Source organism: Salipiger sp., from assembly GCF_059781815.1.
On sequence record NZ_JBYNAH010000038.1, the window covers coordinates 1 to 14,874 of the forward strand.

The 14,874-nt window shown below is 69.3% G+C and carries 18 protein-coding genes; 10 read left to right on the forward strand and 8 right to left on the reverse strand.

Annotated elements, in window-relative coordinates; genetic code table 11:
• Window positions 1–67 precede the first annotated feature (67 nt).
• The 3 genes from AC6RA4_RS06420 to AC6RA4_RS06430 all read right to left on the reverse strand — a co-directional run bounded on the left by AC6RA4_RS06420 (window position 68) and on the right by AC6RA4_RS06430 (window position 2,680).
• Window positions 68–1,354 (reverse strand): homoserine dehydrogenase, encoded by a 1,287-nt coding sequence (locus tag AC6RA4_RS06420; RefSeq protein WP_500158544.1) that lies wholly within the window; start codon window positions 1,352–1,354, stop codon window positions 68–70.
• A 138-nt stretch (window positions 1,355–1,492) separates the two neighbouring features.
• Complete coding sequence (locus AC6RA4_RS06425) at window positions 1,493–2,386, reverse strand: serine hydrolase domain-containing protein (RefSeq protein WP_500158546.1); 894 nt, start codon at window positions 2,384–2,386, stop codon at window positions 1,493–1,495.
• Between the two features lie 9 nt (window positions 2,387–2,395).
• Complete coding sequence (locus AC6RA4_RS06430) at window positions 2,396–2,680, reverse strand: hypothetical protein (protein ID WP_500158548.1); 285 nt, start codon at window positions 2,678–2,680, stop codon at window positions 2,396–2,398.
• Window positions 2,681–2,779: 99 nt separating this feature from the next.
• On the opposite strand from AC6RA4_RS06430, the gene AC6RA4_RS06435 reads away from it, so the two are divergent.
• Window positions 2,780–3,370 (forward strand): TetR/AcrR family transcriptional regulator, encoded by a 591-nt coding sequence (locus tag AC6RA4_RS06435; RefSeq protein ID WP_500158550.1) that lies wholly within the window; start codon window positions 2,780–2,782, stop codon window positions 3,368–3,370.
• Between the two features lie 25 nt (window positions 3,371–3,395).
• Here AC6RA4_RS06435 and AC6RA4_RS06440 read toward each other — a convergent pair whose 3' ends face one another.
• Entirely contained in the window at window positions 3,396–3,812 is a 417-nt protein-coding gene (locus tag AC6RA4_RS06440; RefSeq protein WP_500158552.1) for a c-type cytochrome, read from the reverse strand.
• A gap of 150 nt (window positions 3,813–3,962) precedes the next feature.
• Between AC6RA4_RS06440 and AC6RA4_RS06445 the strand changes: the two genes are divergently transcribed.
• Entirely contained in the window at window positions 3,963–4,397 is a 435-nt protein-coding gene (locus tag AC6RA4_RS06445) for a DMT family transporter (protein WP_500158554.1), read from the forward strand.
• 15 nt (window positions 4,398–4,412) lie between these two features.
• Here the strand turns inward: AC6RA4_RS06445 and AC6RA4_RS06450 are convergent, their stop codons facing one another.
• Both AC6RA4_RS06450 and AC6RA4_RS06455 read right to left on the reverse strand, forming a co-directional pair.
• On the reverse strand, window positions 4,413–5,096 hold the full coding sequence (locus AC6RA4_RS06450; RefSeq protein WP_500158556.1) for an ABC transporter ATP-binding protein: 684 nt from the start codon (window positions 5,094–5,096) through the stop codon (window positions 4,413–4,415).
• Window positions 5,089–6,375, reverse strand: a complete 1,287-nt coding sequence (locus AC6RA4_RS06455) for a lipoprotein-releasing ABC transporter permease subunit (protein ID WP_500158558.1) — start codon at window positions 6,373–6,375, stop codon at window positions 5,089–5,091. The genes AC6RA4_RS06450 and AC6RA4_RS06455 overlap by 8 nt, the downstream gene beginning before the upstream one ends.
• A gap of 123 nt (window positions 6,376–6,498) precedes the next feature.
• On the opposite strand from AC6RA4_RS06455, the gene AC6RA4_RS06460 reads away from it, so the two are divergent.
• The 4 genes from AC6RA4_RS06460 to AC6RA4_RS06475 all read left to right on the forward strand — a co-directional run bounded on the left by AC6RA4_RS06460 (window position 6,499) and on the right by AC6RA4_RS06475 (window position 8,972).
• The gene (locus AC6RA4_RS06460; protein WP_500158559.1) at window positions 6,499–7,131 is read left to right on the forward strand and encodes an NAD(P)-dependent oxidoreductase; all 633 of its coding nucleotides are present in this window, start codon (window positions 6,499–6,501) and stop codon (window positions 7,129–7,131) included.
• Window positions 7,132–7,169: 38 nt separating this feature from the next.
• Window positions 7,170–7,499 carry a DnaJ family domain-containing protein gene (locus AC6RA4_RS06465; protein WP_500158561.1) on the forward strand — a complete coding sequence of 110 codons (330 nt, stop codon included), beginning with the start codon at window positions 7,170–7,172 and terminating at the stop codon, window positions 7,497–7,499.
• Window positions 7,500–7,546: 47 nt separating this feature from the next.
• Window positions 7,547–8,665 (forward strand): pyridoxal phosphate-dependent aminotransferase, encoded by a 1,119-nt coding sequence (locus tag AC6RA4_RS06470; protein ID WP_500158563.1) that lies wholly within the window; start codon window positions 7,547–7,549, stop codon window positions 8,663–8,665.
• A 118-nt stretch (window positions 8,666–8,783) separates the two neighbouring features.
• A complete protein-coding gene (locus AC6RA4_RS06475; protein WP_500158565.1) occupies window positions 8,784–8,972 on the forward strand; it encodes a histidinol phosphate aminotransferase in 189 nt (62 codons plus the stop codon).
• Window positions 8,973–8,988: 16 nt separating this feature from the next.
• Here AC6RA4_RS06475 and AC6RA4_RS06480 read toward each other — a convergent pair whose 3' ends face one another.
• Window positions 8,989–10,188 (reverse strand): pyridoxal-phosphate-dependent aminotransferase family protein, encoded by a 1,200-nt coding sequence (locus AC6RA4_RS06480; RefSeq protein ID WP_500158567.1) that lies wholly within the window; start codon window positions 10,186–10,188, stop codon window positions 8,989–8,991.
• 142 nt (window positions 10,189–10,330) lie between these two features.
• On the opposite strand from AC6RA4_RS06480, the gene AC6RA4_RS06485 reads away from it, so the two are divergent.
• The 4 genes from AC6RA4_RS06485 (at window position 10,331) to AC6RA4_RS06500 (ending at window position 14,378) form a co-directional block, all read left to right on the forward strand.
• A complete protein-coding gene (locus AC6RA4_RS06485) occupies window positions 10,331–11,026 on the forward strand; it encodes a phosphatase domain-containing protein (protein ID WP_500158569.1) in 696 nt (231 codons plus the stop codon).
• Window positions 11,023–12,771: an ABC transporter ATP-binding protein gene (locus AC6RA4_RS06490; RefSeq protein ID WP_500158571.1), complete on the forward strand. Its 1,749-nt coding sequence runs from the start codon at window positions 11,023–11,025 to the stop codon at window positions 12,769–12,771. Before AC6RA4_RS06485 ends, AC6RA4_RS06490 begins: the two co-directional genes overlap by 4 nt.
• A gap of 78 nt (window positions 12,772–12,849) precedes the next feature.
• A complete protein-coding gene (gene ygfZ, locus AC6RA4_RS06495) occupies window positions 12,850–13,584 on the forward strand; it encodes a CAF17-like 4Fe-4S cluster assembly/insertion protein YgfZ (RefSeq protein ID WP_500158573.1) in 735 nt (244 codons plus the stop codon).
• Window positions 13,581–14,378, forward strand: a complete 798-nt coding sequence (locus AC6RA4_RS06500; protein WP_500158575.1) for a fructosamine kinase family protein — start codon at window positions 13,581–13,583, stop codon at window positions 14,376–14,378. The genes ygfZ and AC6RA4_RS06500 overlap by 4 nt, the downstream gene beginning before the upstream one ends.
• 4 nt (window positions 14,379–14,382) lie before the next feature.
• Here the strand turns inward: AC6RA4_RS06500 and AC6RA4_RS06505 are convergent, their stop codons facing one another.
• The gene (locus AC6RA4_RS06505) at window positions 14,383–14,850 is read right to left on the reverse strand and encodes a GNAT family N-acetyltransferase (protein WP_500158577.1); all 468 of its coding nucleotides are present in this window, start codon (window positions 14,848–14,850) and stop codon (window positions 14,383–14,385) included.
• Window positions 14,851–14,874: the final 24 nt, after the last annotated feature.

Consider the following 14,874-nt stretch of genomic DNA (forward strand, 5'->3'; position numbering starts at 1 on the left):
GGGCCCCCCCCCCGCGGCCAAATGCACCCCCGGCGCCCCCGGACTGGGCCCCTCCGCCAGATCCGTCTCAGACCTGCTCGATGCGCAGCGCCACCGGAGCGCCCTGCACCACGCCGGTGGCCGGGATCGCATCCAGCGCCGCATCGAGCGCCGCGCGGGTGGTCTTGTGGGTCACGATCAGCACTGGGGCGGCATTGTCGATATGATCATACTGGCGCATCCGGTGGATCGAGACCCCGGCCTCGCCCAGCGCCGAGGCCACCTTGGCCAGCGCGCCCGGCTTGTCGGCGAGGTTCATGCGCAGATAATACGGCGCCGGCGTCGCGGCCTTGGCCGGCGTCGCCTTCACCAGCTTGCTCGCCGGCGCGCCGAAGGTCGTCACCCGGGTGCCGCGCGCGATGTCGACCACGTCGCCCATCACCGCGCTCGCCGTCGGGCCCTCGCCCGCGCCGGCGCCACGCATCACGATCTGCCCCACCTGGTCGCCCTCGATCACCACCATGTTGGTGCCACCCTCGAGTTGCCCCAGCGGAGACGACGCCGGCACCAGGCAGGGCGACATCGACTGCTCGAGCCCACGCCCGGTCATCCGGCACACGCCCAGCAGCTTGATCTTGTAGCCCATATCCGCGGCCTGACGGATATCGTCGATGCTGACGCGTCCGATGCCCTCGAGCTCCACCGCGTCGAAGGCGACCTGCGTGCCATAGGCGATGGACGACAGCAGCGACAGCTTGTGACCTGCGTCGATGCCGCCCACGTCGAGCTCCGGATCGGCCTCGAGATAGCCGAGACCATCGGCCTCGGCAAAGGCCTCCTCATAGCTCAGCCCGGCGCTTTCCATCCGCGTCAGGATGTAGTTGCAGGTGCCGTTCATCACGCCCATCACCCGGGTGATGTCATTGGCGGCAAGCCCCTCGGTCAGCGCCTTGATGACCGGGATGCCGCCCGCCACCGCCGCCTCGAAGCGCAGCACGCAGCCGTTCTCCTCGGCCAGCTGCGCCAGCGCCTGACCATGATGGGCCAAGAGCGCCTTGTTGGCGGTGACCACGTCCTTGCCGGCCTTCAGCGCCGCCTCGACCGCCGCCTTGGCGGGGCCGTCCGAGCCGCCGACCAGCTCGACGAAGACATCGACATCATCGCGCGTGGCGAGCGTCACGGGATCGTCTTCCCAGCCGTAATCGCCCAGCGGCACGCCGCGATCCTTCTCGCGGTTGCGGGCCGAGACCGCCGAGATCGCGATGCCGCGCCCGGTGCGCGCCTGCAGCAAAACGGATTTCTGGCGGACGATCTTGACCACGCCGGCACCCACGGTGCCCAGGCCCGCGATTCCGAGACGGAGGGGGTCAGACATGGGAGCGTTCCTTCTTGCTGTTGACGCCTTGAAAACGGTGTTCGGCCCGCATTATCGCCAAGCTCGCGCCGGTGCAACGGCACGCTGACGGGATTCGCGCCCGCCGCAGTGAAACGGATGCGCAAGCGGGCCAGACGCTCAGCCAGAGACCGCCAGCCGCACCGCCTCGCGCTCGGCCACGCCTTCGTCATGTCCGTCGGTGAAGGCCGCCACCGTCACCGGGCGCGGCAGGTCGGGGAAGTGATAAACCGCGTTGACGCAAAACGGACCCGCGCCGGAATGCCCGATGGCGCCCCCCGCCGCCCCGACCGCCCCGCTCATCAGCCCCGTCGCATAGCCATGCTCGGTCCACGGACGCCCCGGCAACGCGCCGCCCAGCCGCAGCGTCTCGCGCATCCTTGTGAGGCTTACGGGCGACAGCAATTCCCCCGCAAACAGCCCCTGCATCATCCGCGCCGCGTCGGATGCGGTGCCGATCAGGCAGCCGTGATAGACCCAGCCCGGATGGTAGCGCCGCGCCGCGGGCCAGGCGGTCCGCGCAAACTCCTCCCGGGTCTCGGCCAGCACCACGCTGCGAAGCCCCAGCGGCCGCGCGATGTGCGCCTGCAGCAGATCCCCAAGCCCCTGCCCGGCCACCGCCTCGATGCGCTCCCGCGCCAGCAGGTAGCCGACATTGGAATAGCGCCAGCCCTGCCCCGGCGCGAAGGGCCGTCCCTGCGCCAGCGCCGCCTCGAGAAGCGCGTCGCGCGACCAGGGCTCTTCATCCGCCCGCACCGCCGCGTGATAGGCCGGCAGGCTGCCGTAATCCGGCAGGCCGGCGCGGTGGGTCAGAATCTGGTGCAGGGTGAGGGCCTCGCCGGGCAGCGGCGCGTCGAGATCCAGCGCCCCGGCCTCCGCCAGCCGCAGCGCAGAGATCGCAATCGCGGTCTTGGTGACGCTCCACCACGGGAACAGCAGCTCGGGATCGCCGACCGTCTCGCAGGGCCCCCCCTCGGCAAGACGGCAGGCATGCAGGGGCTGGGCGGCACTCACCTGCGCGCCCTAGTAGGGCCAGTCGACGCCGCCATCCATCCGCGCCTTGTCGCGATCCGAGACCACCGGCCCCTGAAGCCGCGCCGCGCGCGCGCGCAGCCCCGCGACGCGGCCCTCGATACCCTCGCGCATTTCCGGCGTGGCGCGCGGCAGCGGCGCGCCTGTCAGGCTCTCGAGCGGCAACAGCGCCGGGAACGGCTGCGACGCCACGCCCGGGGTGCGGGCGGCATCGAGCTCGGGAAAGGTGGCGCAGCCCAGCAGGACGAGGGGCAGCAGAAGAGGCGAGAGGCGCATGGGCGGATCCGTCTGGTCTGTCACCCTCTTGCCGCACCAGGGCGCGCGGGGCAAGCACCAGACCTTGTTCTGAACGTCTGTTCAGTTAATCTGGGCGGCATGGCGCGCACGCAAGGATCCCATTCCGACATCACCGGCCCGAAGGTCCGCGAGACCGCGCTGCGGCTGTTCGCCCAGCACGGCTATGCCGCCGTGTCGATGCGCCAGATCGCCCGCGAGGTCGGCGTGCAGGTCGGCGCGCTCTACAATTACACCCCCGACAAGCAGGCGCTGCTGTTCTCGCTGCTCAAGGGCCATATGGACGAGCTGCTTGCGACCTGGGAGGCAGAACCCCGCCCCGAGGGCCCGCGCGACCGGCTCGAGGCCTTCGTCCGCTTCCACATCCGCTTCAATCTCGACCGGCCCGAGGCGATCTTCATCTCCTACATGGAGCTGCGCAATCTCGCCCCGGAGAATTTTGCGGTGATCGAGGCGCAGCGGAAGGTCTACGAGGGCGCGCTGGAAGCCATCCTGCGCGACGGACAGGCGGCGGGCGCCTTCTCGGTGCCCGACACAAGGCTGGCCTCCTACGCGCTCATCGCCATGCTCACCGGGGTGAACACGTGGTATCGCGCCGGCGGGCGGCTTTCCATCGAGGAGGTGGCCGACATCTACTGGGACATGGTGCGCAAGTCGGTCTCGGCGGGCTGAGCCCCGCCGCACCGGTTGCAGGCCCTCAGCGCGTCGCCTGGATCGATTCGAGATATTCCAGCAGCGCCACCATCTTGCGCGGCGTCGGCGTCAGCACCCCGTCGCCGGTGTCGAGCGGCACCAGATCGCCCTTCAGCAACTCGCCGAATTCCGGCATCGCCGGCCCGTCGAGATCCGAGCGCGCGTAGCCGTCGATCATCGACAGCACCTTGGCGCGGGGGAATTCATCACCGTGTCGCAGCGCAATCAGCGTCAGGTTCTTCGGGGCCACGGTCATGGCGCGGGCCATCTCGCCGTCGCCCTTGCCCTCGGGGCCGTGGCAGACCGAGCAATACTCCATGTAGAGCCCGCGCCCGTCCGCCGCCTGCGGCATCTCGTCGGGCGTGCAGGCCGCGATTGCCAGCCCTGCCGCCAGCCATGTTCCGATCAGCACCCGTGTCATGCCCGATGCCCTCCCCTGTTTGTCTTTTCTTCTGTCTCGCCTGACACGCTCATCAGATCAAGTCAAAGACACTGCCCTTTTACGGATGACAGCCCTGCCGCGCCGCCGCATGGTGCCGCAAGATCGCTGTCCGTGCCCAGAGGAGACCTCATGCCCATTCACGCGCTCACCATGCTCGCCGCCGGCATCGGCATCCCCGTCCTCGCCGCGCTGAACGCGCGGCTGGGCGGATATATCGGCTCGCCTGCGGCGGCGGCGTTCATCCTGTTCATCGTGGCGCTCTCGGCAGCGACGGTGGTGATGTTCGTCACCGATCCGCGCCCGGTGGCGCGCGCCGTCGACGCCCCGAAGCACCTCTTCCTCGCAGGCTTCTTCGTGGCCTTCTACGTGCTGAGCATCACCTATGTCGCGCCGAGCTTCGGCGTCGGGCGCGCGATCTTCTTCGTGCTGATCGGCCAGCTCATCAGCGCCGCCGTGGTCGACCATTTCGGCCTGTTCGGCGCCCGCGAAGTGCCGCTCTCGGCGTCGCGCGCCGGCGGCATCGCCCTGATGGGGCTCGGGGTCTGGCTGGCCCAGCGCGGCTAGGATCAGCGGCGGGGCTCAGCCCTCGACCAGACGCCCCTCCTCGAGCCGCACCCGGCGGTCCATGCGGGCGGCAAGCTCGAGATTGTGCGTCGCGATCAGCGCCGAGAGCCCGGTCTCGCGCACCAGCCGCACCAGCGCGCCGAACACCGTGTCCGAGGTGGTGGGATCGAGGTTGCCGGTGGGCTCGTCCGCCAGCAGCAGCTTCGGCCCGTTGGCCATCGCCCGGCAGAACGCCACCCGCTGCTGCTCGCCGCCCGACATCGCGGCGGGGCGATGCCCCGCGCGCGCGCCGATGCCGACGCTTTCCAGAAGCTCCTGCGCCCGCGTCTCGGCCTCGGCCTTGGCGACGCCGTTGGCGAGCTGCGGCAGCACGATGTTCTCGGCCGCGGTGAACTCGGGCAGCAGGTGGTGGAACTGGTAGACGAAGCCCACCTCCTGCCGGCGCAGGATGGTGCGGCGGCGGTCCGAGGCGCCGGTCACCGTCTCGCCGGCGATCGACACGTCGCCACGGTCCGCGGTGTCGAGCAGCCCCGCGATGTGCAAGAGCGTCGACTTGCCGGCGCCCGAGGGCGCCACCAGCGCCACCACCTCGCCGCGCGCGACCGAAAGGTCTGCGCCGCGCAGCACCGCGATCTCGTTCGGCTGGCCGGCATTGTAGCGTTTCTCGATATCCTGAAGGTGAAGGACCGGATCACTCATAGCGCAGGGCCTCCACCGGGTTCATGCGGGCCGCCCGGCGGGCGGGGAAGATCGTGACGACGAAGGACAGGCCGAGCGACAGCGCCATCGCGCTGAGCACGTCGCCCATCTGCAGCTTGGCGGGCAGCGCGTAGATGCCGCGCACCGCCGGGTCCCAGACCCCGCCGCCGGCGACGTAGTTCACGAAGGAGAAGATCGGGTCGATATAGATCGCGAAGAGGCAGCCGAGCACCACCCCCATCAGCGTGCCGATCACCCCGGTGAAGGCGCCGCAGATGAAGAACACCCGCAGCACCGCGCCCTCGGTCAGCCCCATGGTGCGCAGGATGCCGATGTCGCGGCCCTTGTTCTTCACCAGCATGATGAGGCCCGAGACGATATTCATCGTCGCGATCAGCACCAGCACCGAGAGGATCACGAACATCACGTTGTCCTCGACCTCGAGCGCGCGCAGGAAAGCACCCGACGCATCCTGCCAGGTCCAGATCAGCGCGCCCTCGCCCGCCGCCTGCAGCACGGGCAGCGCAAGCCGCTCGACCCGCTCGGGATCGTCGATCATCACCTCGAGCTCGTCGGCCACGCCCTCGCGGTTGAAATAGAGCTGCGCCTCCTCGAACGGCATGTAGACCCGCGTGCGGTCGATGTCGTAGCGCCCGGCGGTGAAGATGTAGACCACATCATAGAGCTTGACCCGCGGGCTGACGCCGAAGGCCGTCTTCACGCCATCGGGCGAGATCAGCTTGAGCTGGTCGCCGACGCTGAGGCCCAGCTCGCGCGCCACGCCCGAACCGATGGCGATGCCCTGCCCGAAGCTGTCGATATCGCCCTGCCCGGTCTCTGGATCGGCAATGCGCGGGATGCCCTTGAGGTCGTCCTCGGCGATGCCGAACACCTCGACCCCGGCATTGCGGCCACCGGCGGTGCCCATGACCTGCCCCTTGACCAGCGGCGCGACCCGGATCACGCCGGGCACCTCCGCCACGCGCTCGGCGCGCTCGGCGTAATCGTCGAAGGTACGCACCGGGCGGTCGTACTCGTCGAGCCGCTGGCTGGCATAGACCGTGACATGGGCGTTGGAGCCGAGGATGGTGTCGACGAACTCGGCCCGGAAGCCCGAGCGCACGGCCAGCGTGGCGATCAGGGCAAAGACCGCGAGGGTGATGCCGACGAGGCTGATCCAGGTCATCACGCTGACCCCGCCCTCGGCGCGGCGGGCGCGCAGGTAGCGCCAGGCGATCATCCATTCGAACGGGGCGAAGGGGGCTGGGGTGGTTGCCATAGTCTCTTTCTGTGCCGAAGGTGGCCTGGGCTGGGCCCGGCTGCTCGGGGCGGAAAGTGGCCTTTTGCCGGAACGGGGTCAAGCGCGCCTGCGTTGGCCCCGAAACAGGAGGGAGCACGGCGCATGAAACTTCTCGTGATCGGAGCCAGCCGCGGCATCGGCGCCGCGACGGTGGAAACCGCGCTCGCGCAGGGCCACACGGTGCGGGCGCTGGCCCGCAGCGCCGGCGAGATGGAGCTGCAGCCCGGGCTCGAGCCGGTGCCCGGAGACGCCACCGACCCGGCCTGCCTTGCCGAGGCGGTCGAGGGGGTGGACGCGGTGGCCATGACGCTGGGCCTGCCGCGCAACGGCTCGATCATCTGGACCCGAACCAAGCTGTTCTCCGAGGCCACCGCCGCCCTGCTGCCGGCGATGGAAAAGACCGGGGTGCGCCGGCTGATCGCCGTCACCGGCATCGGCACCGGCGACTCGCGCTCGGCGCTGTCGTGGACCGAGCGCATGACGCACACGGCGCTCCTGGGCCGCGCCTATGCCGACAAGGACATTCAGGAAGAGATGATCCGCAACTCCGGCCTCGACTGGACGCTGGTGCGCCCGACCATCCTGACCAATGGCGGCGTCGGGCATTACAAGGTGCTGGTCGAGCCGGAGGAGTGGCGCATGGGCTTGGTCAGCCGCCGCGCGGTGGCCGATTTCGTTGTCCGCGCCGCCGGAGATGAGACCATGATCGGCAAGGCGCCGGTGCTGGTGCGATAGCTCTGGCGCCCTGCCGCCACGAGGCGCAGACTGCGCCCATGGCAAGCTGGCACCGACTCACCGAAGCGCAAATCCGCAAGGCGGAGGCCGAAGGCAAGCTCTCGGGCCTTGCCGGAGAGGGTCAGCGCCTTCCCGACCGCCCCGGCGACGCGCTGATCGATGCCGGCGACGCCGCCGGCTACCGCATCATGGCTGAGGCCGGCGCCCTGCCCGAGGAGATCCGCCTCAAGGCGCAGCTCGACGCTGCCCGCGCCGACTGGCAGGCCGCCACCAGCGAGGCCGACAAGCGCCGCCACATGGGCCGGATCGCCGATCTGCAGATGCGCTACGAGATCGCCCGCGACGCGCGCCGCAAGTTCCTGCGCTAATGCGCATCCGCTTGACCGGGACGCGGCGCAGGCCGTAAATCGCCGCCATGACCCACGGACCCAGATTTCCCGACCTCATCGCCCGTCTCCCCGCCACCGTGCCCTTCGTCGGGCCGGAGGAGCAGGAGCGCGCCAGCGGCCACGTGTTCCGCGCCCGGCTCGGCGCCAACGAGAGCGTGTTCGGCCCTTCGCCCAAGGCCATCGCGGCGCTGCGGGCGGCGGATGCGGAGATCTGGAAATACGCCGATCCGAGCCATTTCGAGCTTAAGGCGGAGCTGTCGAAGCGCCTCGGCTGCGGCCCGGCCAACATCGTCTTCGGCGAGGGCATCGACGGCTGCCTCGGCTATCTCGTGCGGCTGCTGGTGGAGCCCGGCGATGCGGTGGTGACCTCGGAGGGTGCCTACCCGACCTTCAACTACCACGTGAACGCCTATGGCGGCGTGCTGCACACGGTGCCCTATCGCGACGACGCCGAGGACGTCTCGGCGCTGATGGCAAAGGCGGCCGAGGTCGATGCCAAGATCGTCTATCTCGCCAATCCCGACAACCCGATGGGCAGCTGGATCGATGGCGCCACCATCGAGGCGGCGCTCGACGCCCTGCCCGAGGGCACGGTGCTGGCTCTCGACGAGGCCTATATCGAGTTCGCCCCCGATGGCACCGCGCCCAATATCGACCCCGAGGATCCCCGGGTGATCCGCTTCCGCACCTTCTCAAAGGCCTATGGCATGGCGGGGGCGCGGGTGGGCTTTGCCTTTGGCGCCGAGCCGCTGATCAAGGCCTTCGACAAGATCCGCAACCACTTCGCGATGAACCGCGCGGCGCAGGCCGGGGCGCTGGCGGCGCTGCTCGACGACGCGTGGCTTGACGAGGTTCGCGGGCGCGTGGTCTCGGCTCGCGACCGCATCGGCGCCATCGCCGAAGCCAACGGGCTGAGCGCCCTGCCCTCCGCCACCAATTTCGTGGCGGTCGATTGCGGCGGCGACGGCGCCTTCGCCCGCGCGGTGCTCGAGGGGCTGGCGCGGCGCGGCGTGTTCGTGCGGATGCCCTTCGTGGCACCGCAGAATCGCTGCATCCGGATCAGCGCCGGCACCGAGGCCGATCTCGACATCCTTGCCGAGGAACTGCCCAAGGCGCTGGCCGAGGCGCGCGAAACAGTGGCCTGACCGCGTTTCCACACGGATCAATCACGGAACCATTACCTTGCGTAAAGGGTTCGATCCCAAAGTCGTGGTGCCAGCTGTGCTATGCTGGCGGCCCGCGCCGACATCTGAGGATCTGCCCATGGACAACCGCACCCGCCAGCCGGCACCGGATTACACCTCATCCGCGCTGTTCTTCCTGTTCATCAACATGCTGTGGATCTTCGGCGTGATCTGGGTGAGCTGGGGCCTCGGCGCGGTGGCGCTGGCGGGGGTTGCGCTGAACCACCTCATCACCCTGCTCGACCGGCGGCTGAACGGCGCGGCCTGAACCGCGCCGCGCCCGCTCAGACGGCGTTTCCGATCACCTCGGCTGCGGCCATGACGCCGCCGCGCCCATGCGGGATGCCGACCGCGTGCAGCCCGGCTTCGATCACCCCGAGCGCCCCCAGCACCATGTGGGCGTTGACGTGGCCCATATGGCCGACGCGGAAAAAGCCGGTGCCCATCGGGTCGTCCGGCTCGGACATGCCCAGCCCGATGCCCAGCGTGAGGCCCGCCGTGGTGTCGGTCCACTTGCGCAGCTCTGCGCCATAAGGCGCGCCGACGCGCAGCGCGGTGACGGCGTGGCTGCGCACCAGCGGGTCTTCGACATTCATAGACAGCGGCCCCTCCGATCCCCAGACATCCGCCGCGGCCCAGATCGCGCGGGCCAGCGTGGCGTGGCGCGTCCAGATCGCCTCCATGCCCTCGGCGCGGATGATGTCGAGCGCGGCGCGCAGGCCGTAGAGGTGGTGTGCGGGCGCCGTGCCGCCGAAATACTGGTAGAAGAACTCGGGATTGGCACGCGGCGTCCAGTCCCAGTAGCGGCTTACACGCTTCATCTCGACCCTGCGCGCGGCGGCGCGGTCGTTGAAGAACACGAAGCTCAGCCCCGGCGGCACCATAAGACCCTTCTGCGAGCCCGCCACCATCACGTCGGCGCCCCAGGCATCCATCCGGAACTCGTCACAGGCCAGCGAGGCGATGCAATCGACCATCAGGAGCGCCGGGTGGCCGAGATCGTCGAGCGCGCGGCGCACCGCCGCCACGTCGTTGCGCACCGAGCTTGCGGTGTCGACATGGGTCACCAGCACCGCCTTCAGCTCATGGGCCTTGTCAGCCGCGAGCGCCTCGGCGACACGGGCCGGATCGAGCGGCGTCTTGCGGCCGAAATCGATGATCTGCGGCTCGACCCCGAGCCCCACCGCCATGTCGGCCCAGCCGTGACCGAAGCGCCCGGTGGCCGGCACCAACACCTTGTCGCCCTCGGCCACGACGTTCGACAGCGCCGCCTCCCAGGCACCGTGGCCGTTGGAGATGTAGATCGCCACATTGCCCTCGGTCTGCGCCACGTAGCGCAGGTCGGGGATCATCGCGGCCACCATGTCGACAAGCTCACCCTCGTAGATGTTCGGCGAGGCGCGATGCATCGCGCGCAGCACCGCGTCGGGCATGACCGACGGACCGGGAATGGCCAGGTACGGGCGACCGTGAGCAAGTGACATAAGATTTCTCCGTGAAAGCACCCCTTGAAATTCCGGGGTCGGCGCCAACCTAAACGCGGGCGCGGCGGCGTCAATCCGCCCCGCTGCTTGCCACGCGCGGCCAAGGCCACTAAACCGCCGCAAGACCATCGGGACGTCACGCATGCTCACCCAGCTCTGGGAAAAGATCGAAACCGCCGAACGGCGCTTCCGCCGTTCCTTCGGCAAGGACATCTCGACCCCGCGCGCCCGGGCGCTGTCGACGTTGCACTACAACCTCTTCGACCATGCCTGGCTGCGCAGCGTCTGGACCAATTTCTGGCAGATTGCCCCCGGCGTGTGGCGCTCGAACCACCCGACCCACCGGCGCTTCGAGAAATACGCCAGGATGGGCATCAAGACCGTCATCACCCTGCGCGGAGAAGAGAAATACTCGCACTACCTCTTCGAGAAGGAGAGCTGCGAGACACTCGGCCTGACGCTGCTGCACGCCAAGCTCTGGGCCCGCATGGCGCCCAAGCGCGAGCGCATCCTCACCCTGATCGAGACCATGCGCAGCGCCGAGAAGCCGATGATGTTTCACTGCAAGTCCGGCGCCGACCGCGCGGGCTTTGCCTCGGCGGTGTACCTCATGGTGTTCGAGGGCGTGCCGGTCGAGGTGGCGCGCAAGCAGCTCGGGCTGAAATACGTCCATCTCGAGTTCACCCGCACCGGCATCCAAGGCTACATCCTCGACGTCTACGCCGCCCGCAACCGGCGCGCGCCGATCCCCTTCGAGGAGTGGATCGCGACGGAGTATGACAGCAAGCCCGTGCAGGCCGGGTTCGACGCCAAGCGCCCGCCGGAAGAGCTGGCGTGAGCGGGCGCACCGAGAATTCCGGCAAGCTGTTCAGCTGGCTGTGGTGGAACTACCTCTGGAAACACCGCTGGCTGCTGGTCGTCGCGCTGGTCTTCATGAGCGTCGAGGGCGCCATGTTCGGCCTGCTCAGCTACATGATGAAACCGATGTTCGACAACGTCTTCGTCGGCGGCAACAGCAGCGCGATCTGGTGGGTCGGGCTGGTGATCTTCGGCAGCTTCCTGCTGCGCGCCATCGCCAGCATCGTGCAGAAGGTGGTGATGTCGCGGGTCTCGCAGCTCACCGTCGGCGCGATCCGCAACGATCTCGTGACCCATCTCATGAGCCTCGACGGCAGCTTTCACCAGGCCTATGGCCCGGGCTACCTGATGCAGCGCATCGAGGGCGACGTGGGCAGCATCTCGAAGGTCTGGCGCATCATCATCACCGGCGCCGGCCGCGACGTTGTCGCGTTGATCTCGCTCTTTGGCGTGGCGCTGGGGATCGACTGGCGCTGGACGCTGGTGGCGCTGATCGGCGCGCCGATCATGGTGCTGCCCTCGGTCTTCGCGCAGCGCTACGTGCGCGGCAACGCCCGCAAGGCGCGCGACATCTCGGCCAAGCTCTCGACACGGCTCAACGAGATCTTTCACGGCATCGTGCCGGTCAAGCTCAACCGGCTCGAAGAATATCAGGCCAACCGCTACCGCAAGCTCACCGACAAGCGCATTCGCACAGAGGTGCGCGCCACGCTGGGCGAGGCCTCGATCCCCGGGCTCATCGACATCATGTCGGGCATCGGCTTCATGGGCGTGCTGTTCTACGGCGGCAGCGAGATCCTCTCGGGCCAGAAGACGGTGGGCGATTTCATGGCCTTCTTCACCGCCATCGCGCTGGCCTTCGAGCCGCTGCGCCGGCTCGGCGCGGTCAGCGGCACTTGGCAGATCGCCGCCGCCTCGATCGAGCGCCTGAAGGAGCTGATGGACATGGTCCCGGCGCTGCGCGACCCGGACCAGCCCAAGCCCGCGCCGCAGGGCGTGCCAGACATCGTGCTCGACGACGTGCAGCTCTCCTACGGCGACGCGCCTGTCCTGCGCGGCACCAGCTTCACCGCCGAGGCCGGCAAGACCACCGCGCTGGTCGGCGCCTCGGGCGCCGGCAAGTCGACCATCTTCAACGTGCTGACCCGGCTCGTCGATCCCGTGCAGGGCCGCGTCGAGATCGGCGGCACCGCGGTCTCCGAGATGAAGCTCACCGAGCTGCGCGGCCTGTTCTCGGTGGTCAGCCAGGAAGCGCTGCTTTTCGACGAGTCGCTGCGCGAGAACATCCTGCTCGGCCGCAAGGATGTCTCCGAGGCGCGCTTGCAGGAGGTGCTCGAGGCGGCCCACGTGGCCGATTTCCTGCCCCGCCTCGAGGGCGGACTCGACGCCCAGGTGGGGCCGCGCGGCTCGTCGCTTTCGGGCGGCCAGCGCCAGCGCGTCGCCATCGCCCGCGCCATCCTGCGCGACACGCCGATCCTGCTGCTCGACGAGGCCACCTCGGCGCTCGACGTGCAGTCCGAGGCGGTGGTGCAGGCGGCGCTCGACGACCTTGCCAAGGGCCGTACCACGCTGGTCATCGCGCACCGGCTCTCGACCGTGCGCCACGCCGACAAGATCGTGGTGATGGATCAGGGCCGCGTGGTCGAGGAAGGCACCCATGACGAACTCCTCGCTCGCGGCGGCGCCTTCGCGCGGCTGCACGCAATGCAGTTCTCGGAAACCTGAGCCACCCCCCTCGCACCCGCTGCCCAAGCGCCCTAGATTGCCGGGCAGAGGACGCGACGGACAGATCGGGAGAGCGCGATGACGAGCGAACGCAAGGTGCTGCGGGTGAGCGGCCCGGAGGCGGAGCATTTCCTGCAGGGGCTGGTGACCAATGATGTCACCCGGCTGAAGGACGGGCTGGTCTATGCCGCGATGCTGACGCCGCAGGGCAAGTACCGCGCCGATTTCTTCCTCGTGCCCAAGGGTGAAGACATCCTGATCGATGTCGATGCGGCGCTGGCGCCGGACCTGATGCGGATGCTGAGCATGTACAAGCTGCGCTCCAAGGTCGAGATTTCCGAGACCGACATCACCGTGAGCCGCGGCACCGGCCCCGAGCCCGAGGGCGCCTTCGTCGATCCGCGCGATCCGCGCATGGGCTGGCGCGGCTATGACGGTCAGGCCGGGGAAGACGCCGACTGGGATGCGCTGCGCGTCGCCGCCTGCGTGCCCGAGAGCGGCGTCGAGCTGACGCCGGACACCTTTATCCTCGAGGCCGGGTTCGAGCGCCTGAACGGCGTCGATTTCCGCAAGGGCTGCTATGTCGGTCAGGAGGTCACCGCGCGGATGAAGCACAAGACCGAGCTGCGCAAGGGGCTGGCGCAGGTCGACGTGACCGGCAGCGCCCCGGTGGGCAGCGAAATCCTTGCCGGCGAGAAAGCCGCCGGCACGCTCTACACGCAGGCCGAGGGCCACGGCATCGCCTATCTGCGCTTCGACCGGGCCACCGGCGAAATGACGGCTGACGGCGCAACGGTGCGCTACACCCCATGAGCTTCGCGGCGCTCGAACCGGTCTTCGGGGCGGCCGTGGCACGGGCAGAGCGGCTGCATGGCGGCGACCTCTCGGAGGTTCTGAAGGTCACGCTGGACGATGGCCGGGTGATGGCGGTGAAGCGCGGCGCGCGGGTCGATACCGAGGCGCGGATGCTGGCCGCCATGGCCACCGCCGGTGCGCCGGTGCCCGAGGTGCTGCATCAGGCCGGAGACCTCCTCTGCCTCGAATGTCTCGAAGAGACCCGCCCCTCGCCCGCGAGCTGGGAAGCGCTCGGCGCCGGGCTGGTGGCTTTGCACGAACATTGCGGCGCAGGCTATGGCTGGCCCGAGGATTACGCCTTCGGGCCGCTCCCGATCGAGAACGGCTCGGCGCAGAGCTGGCCCGCCTTCTGGGCCGAGCACCGCCTGCTGCCCTTCCTGCCCCACCTGCCCGCCGATCTCGCCCGGCGCGTCGAGGCGCTCGCCGCCGCCCTGCCAGACCATCTGCCCGAGGCCCCGCCCCCTGCCCTGCTCCACGGCGATCTCTGGACCGGCAACGCGGTTTTCGGCGATGCCACGGCGTGGATGATCGACCCGGCCTGCTACCACGGCGACGGCGAGGTCGACCTCGCCATGCTCGAACTGTTCGGCACCCCGCCCGAGCCGTTCTGGACCGGCTATGGCGGCATCGCGCCGGGCCGCGCCGAGCGGCGGCCGATCTACCAGCTCTTCCCGGCGCTGGTGCATCTGCGGCTGTTCGGTGAAGGCTATCGCGGGCTGGTGACGCGCTGCCTCGACGCCGCCGGCGTCTGAGCCCTCACCCCAGCCGCTTTTCATAGACCTCCACCGCCCGCGCCGCACCCGCGCGCTGCATCAGCCCGCGCAACGGCCCGTTGAAGCTGTGGACATTGGCGATCCAGCCCTCGCAGCCGCGCGCCGCGATCTCCTCCTCGAACCCTGCCACCAGCCGCCGCGCGATGCCGCGCCGCCGCCAGGACGGCGCCACCGCGATGTGGTCGAGCACGGCGAGCCTTCGGGAGCGCTCCACGGCGCTCGCAGGCACCTCGCGCAGCCGCCAGAGCAGGTAGCCGCGCGCCACCCCCTCGGCACGGTAGACCAGCGCCTCGGCGCCGGTGTCGAGCTCGTGCGCCAGCATCCCGGCCAGCGCCGGCGTATCGGCCTCGGCATGAAACCGGTGCGGCACCCGCTGCACATGCAGGGCGTTGAGCCCACGCAGCAGGTTCGCCACCTGCGGCAGATCCGATCGGAGAAGATGGTCGATCATGAAAAAGGCCTCCTGGGCTTTGCG

Coding starts and splice junctions, on each gene's coding strand:
- AC6RA4_RS06420 (WP_500158544.1), bottom strand. CDS start 1,354: ATGTCTGACCCCCTCCGTCTCGGAATCGCGGGCCTGGGCACCGTGGGT.
- AC6RA4_RS06430 (WP_500158548.1), bottom strand. CDS start 2,680: ATGCGCCTCTCGCCTCTTCTGCTGCCCCTCGTCCTGCTGGGCTGCGCC.
- AC6RA4_RS06435 (WP_500158550.1), top strand. CDS start 2,780: ATGGCGCGCACGCAAGGATCCCATTCCGACATCACCGGCCCGAAGGTC.
- AC6RA4_RS06440 (WP_500158552.1), bottom strand. CDS start 3,812: ATGACACGGGTGCTGATCGGAACATGGCTGGCGGCAGGGCTGGCAATC.
- AC6RA4_RS06445 (WP_500158554.1), top strand. CDS start 3,963: ATGCCCATTCACGCGCTCACCATGCTCGCCGCCGGCATCGGCATCCCC.
- AC6RA4_RS06450 (WP_500158556.1), bottom strand. CDS start 5,096: ATGAGTGATCCGGTCCTTCACCTTCAGGATATCGAGAAACGCTACAAT.
- AC6RA4_RS06455 (WP_500158558.1), bottom strand. CDS start 6,375: ATGGCAACCACCCCAGCCCCCTTCGCCCCGTTCGAATGGATGATCGCC.
- AC6RA4_RS06460 (WP_500158559.1), top strand. CDS start 6,499: ATGAAACTTCTCGTGATCGGAGCCAGCCGCGGCATCGGCGCCGCGACG.
- AC6RA4_RS06465 (WP_500158561.1), top strand. CDS start 7,170: ATGGCAAGCTGGCACCGACTCACCGAAGCGCAAATCCGCAAGGCGGAG.
- AC6RA4_RS06470 (WP_500158563.1), top strand. CDS start 7,547: ATGACCCACGGACCCAGATTTCCCGACCTCATCGCCCGTCTCCCCGCC.
- AC6RA4_RS06475 (WP_500158565.1), top strand. CDS start 8,784: ATGGACAACCGCACCCGCCAGCCGGCACCGGATTACACCTCATCCGCG.
- AC6RA4_RS06480 (WP_500158567.1), bottom strand. CDS start 10,188: ATGTCACTTGCTCACGGTCGCCCGTACCTGGCCATTCCCGGTCCGTCG.
- AC6RA4_RS06485 (WP_500158569.1), top strand. CDS start 10,331: ATGCTCACCCAGCTCTGGGAAAAGATCGAAACCGCCGAACGGCGCTTC.
- ygfZ (WP_500158573.1), top strand. CDS start 12,850: ATGACGAGCGAACGCAAGGTGCTGCGGGTGAGCGGCCCGGAGGCGGAG.
- AC6RA4_RS06500 (WP_500158575.1), top strand. CDS start 13,581: ATGAGCTTCGCGGCGCTCGAACCGGTCTTCGGGGCGGCCGTGGCACGG.
- AC6RA4_RS06505 (WP_500158577.1), bottom strand. CDS start 14,850: ATGATCGACCATCTTCTCCGATCGGATCTGCCGCAGGTGGCGAACCTG.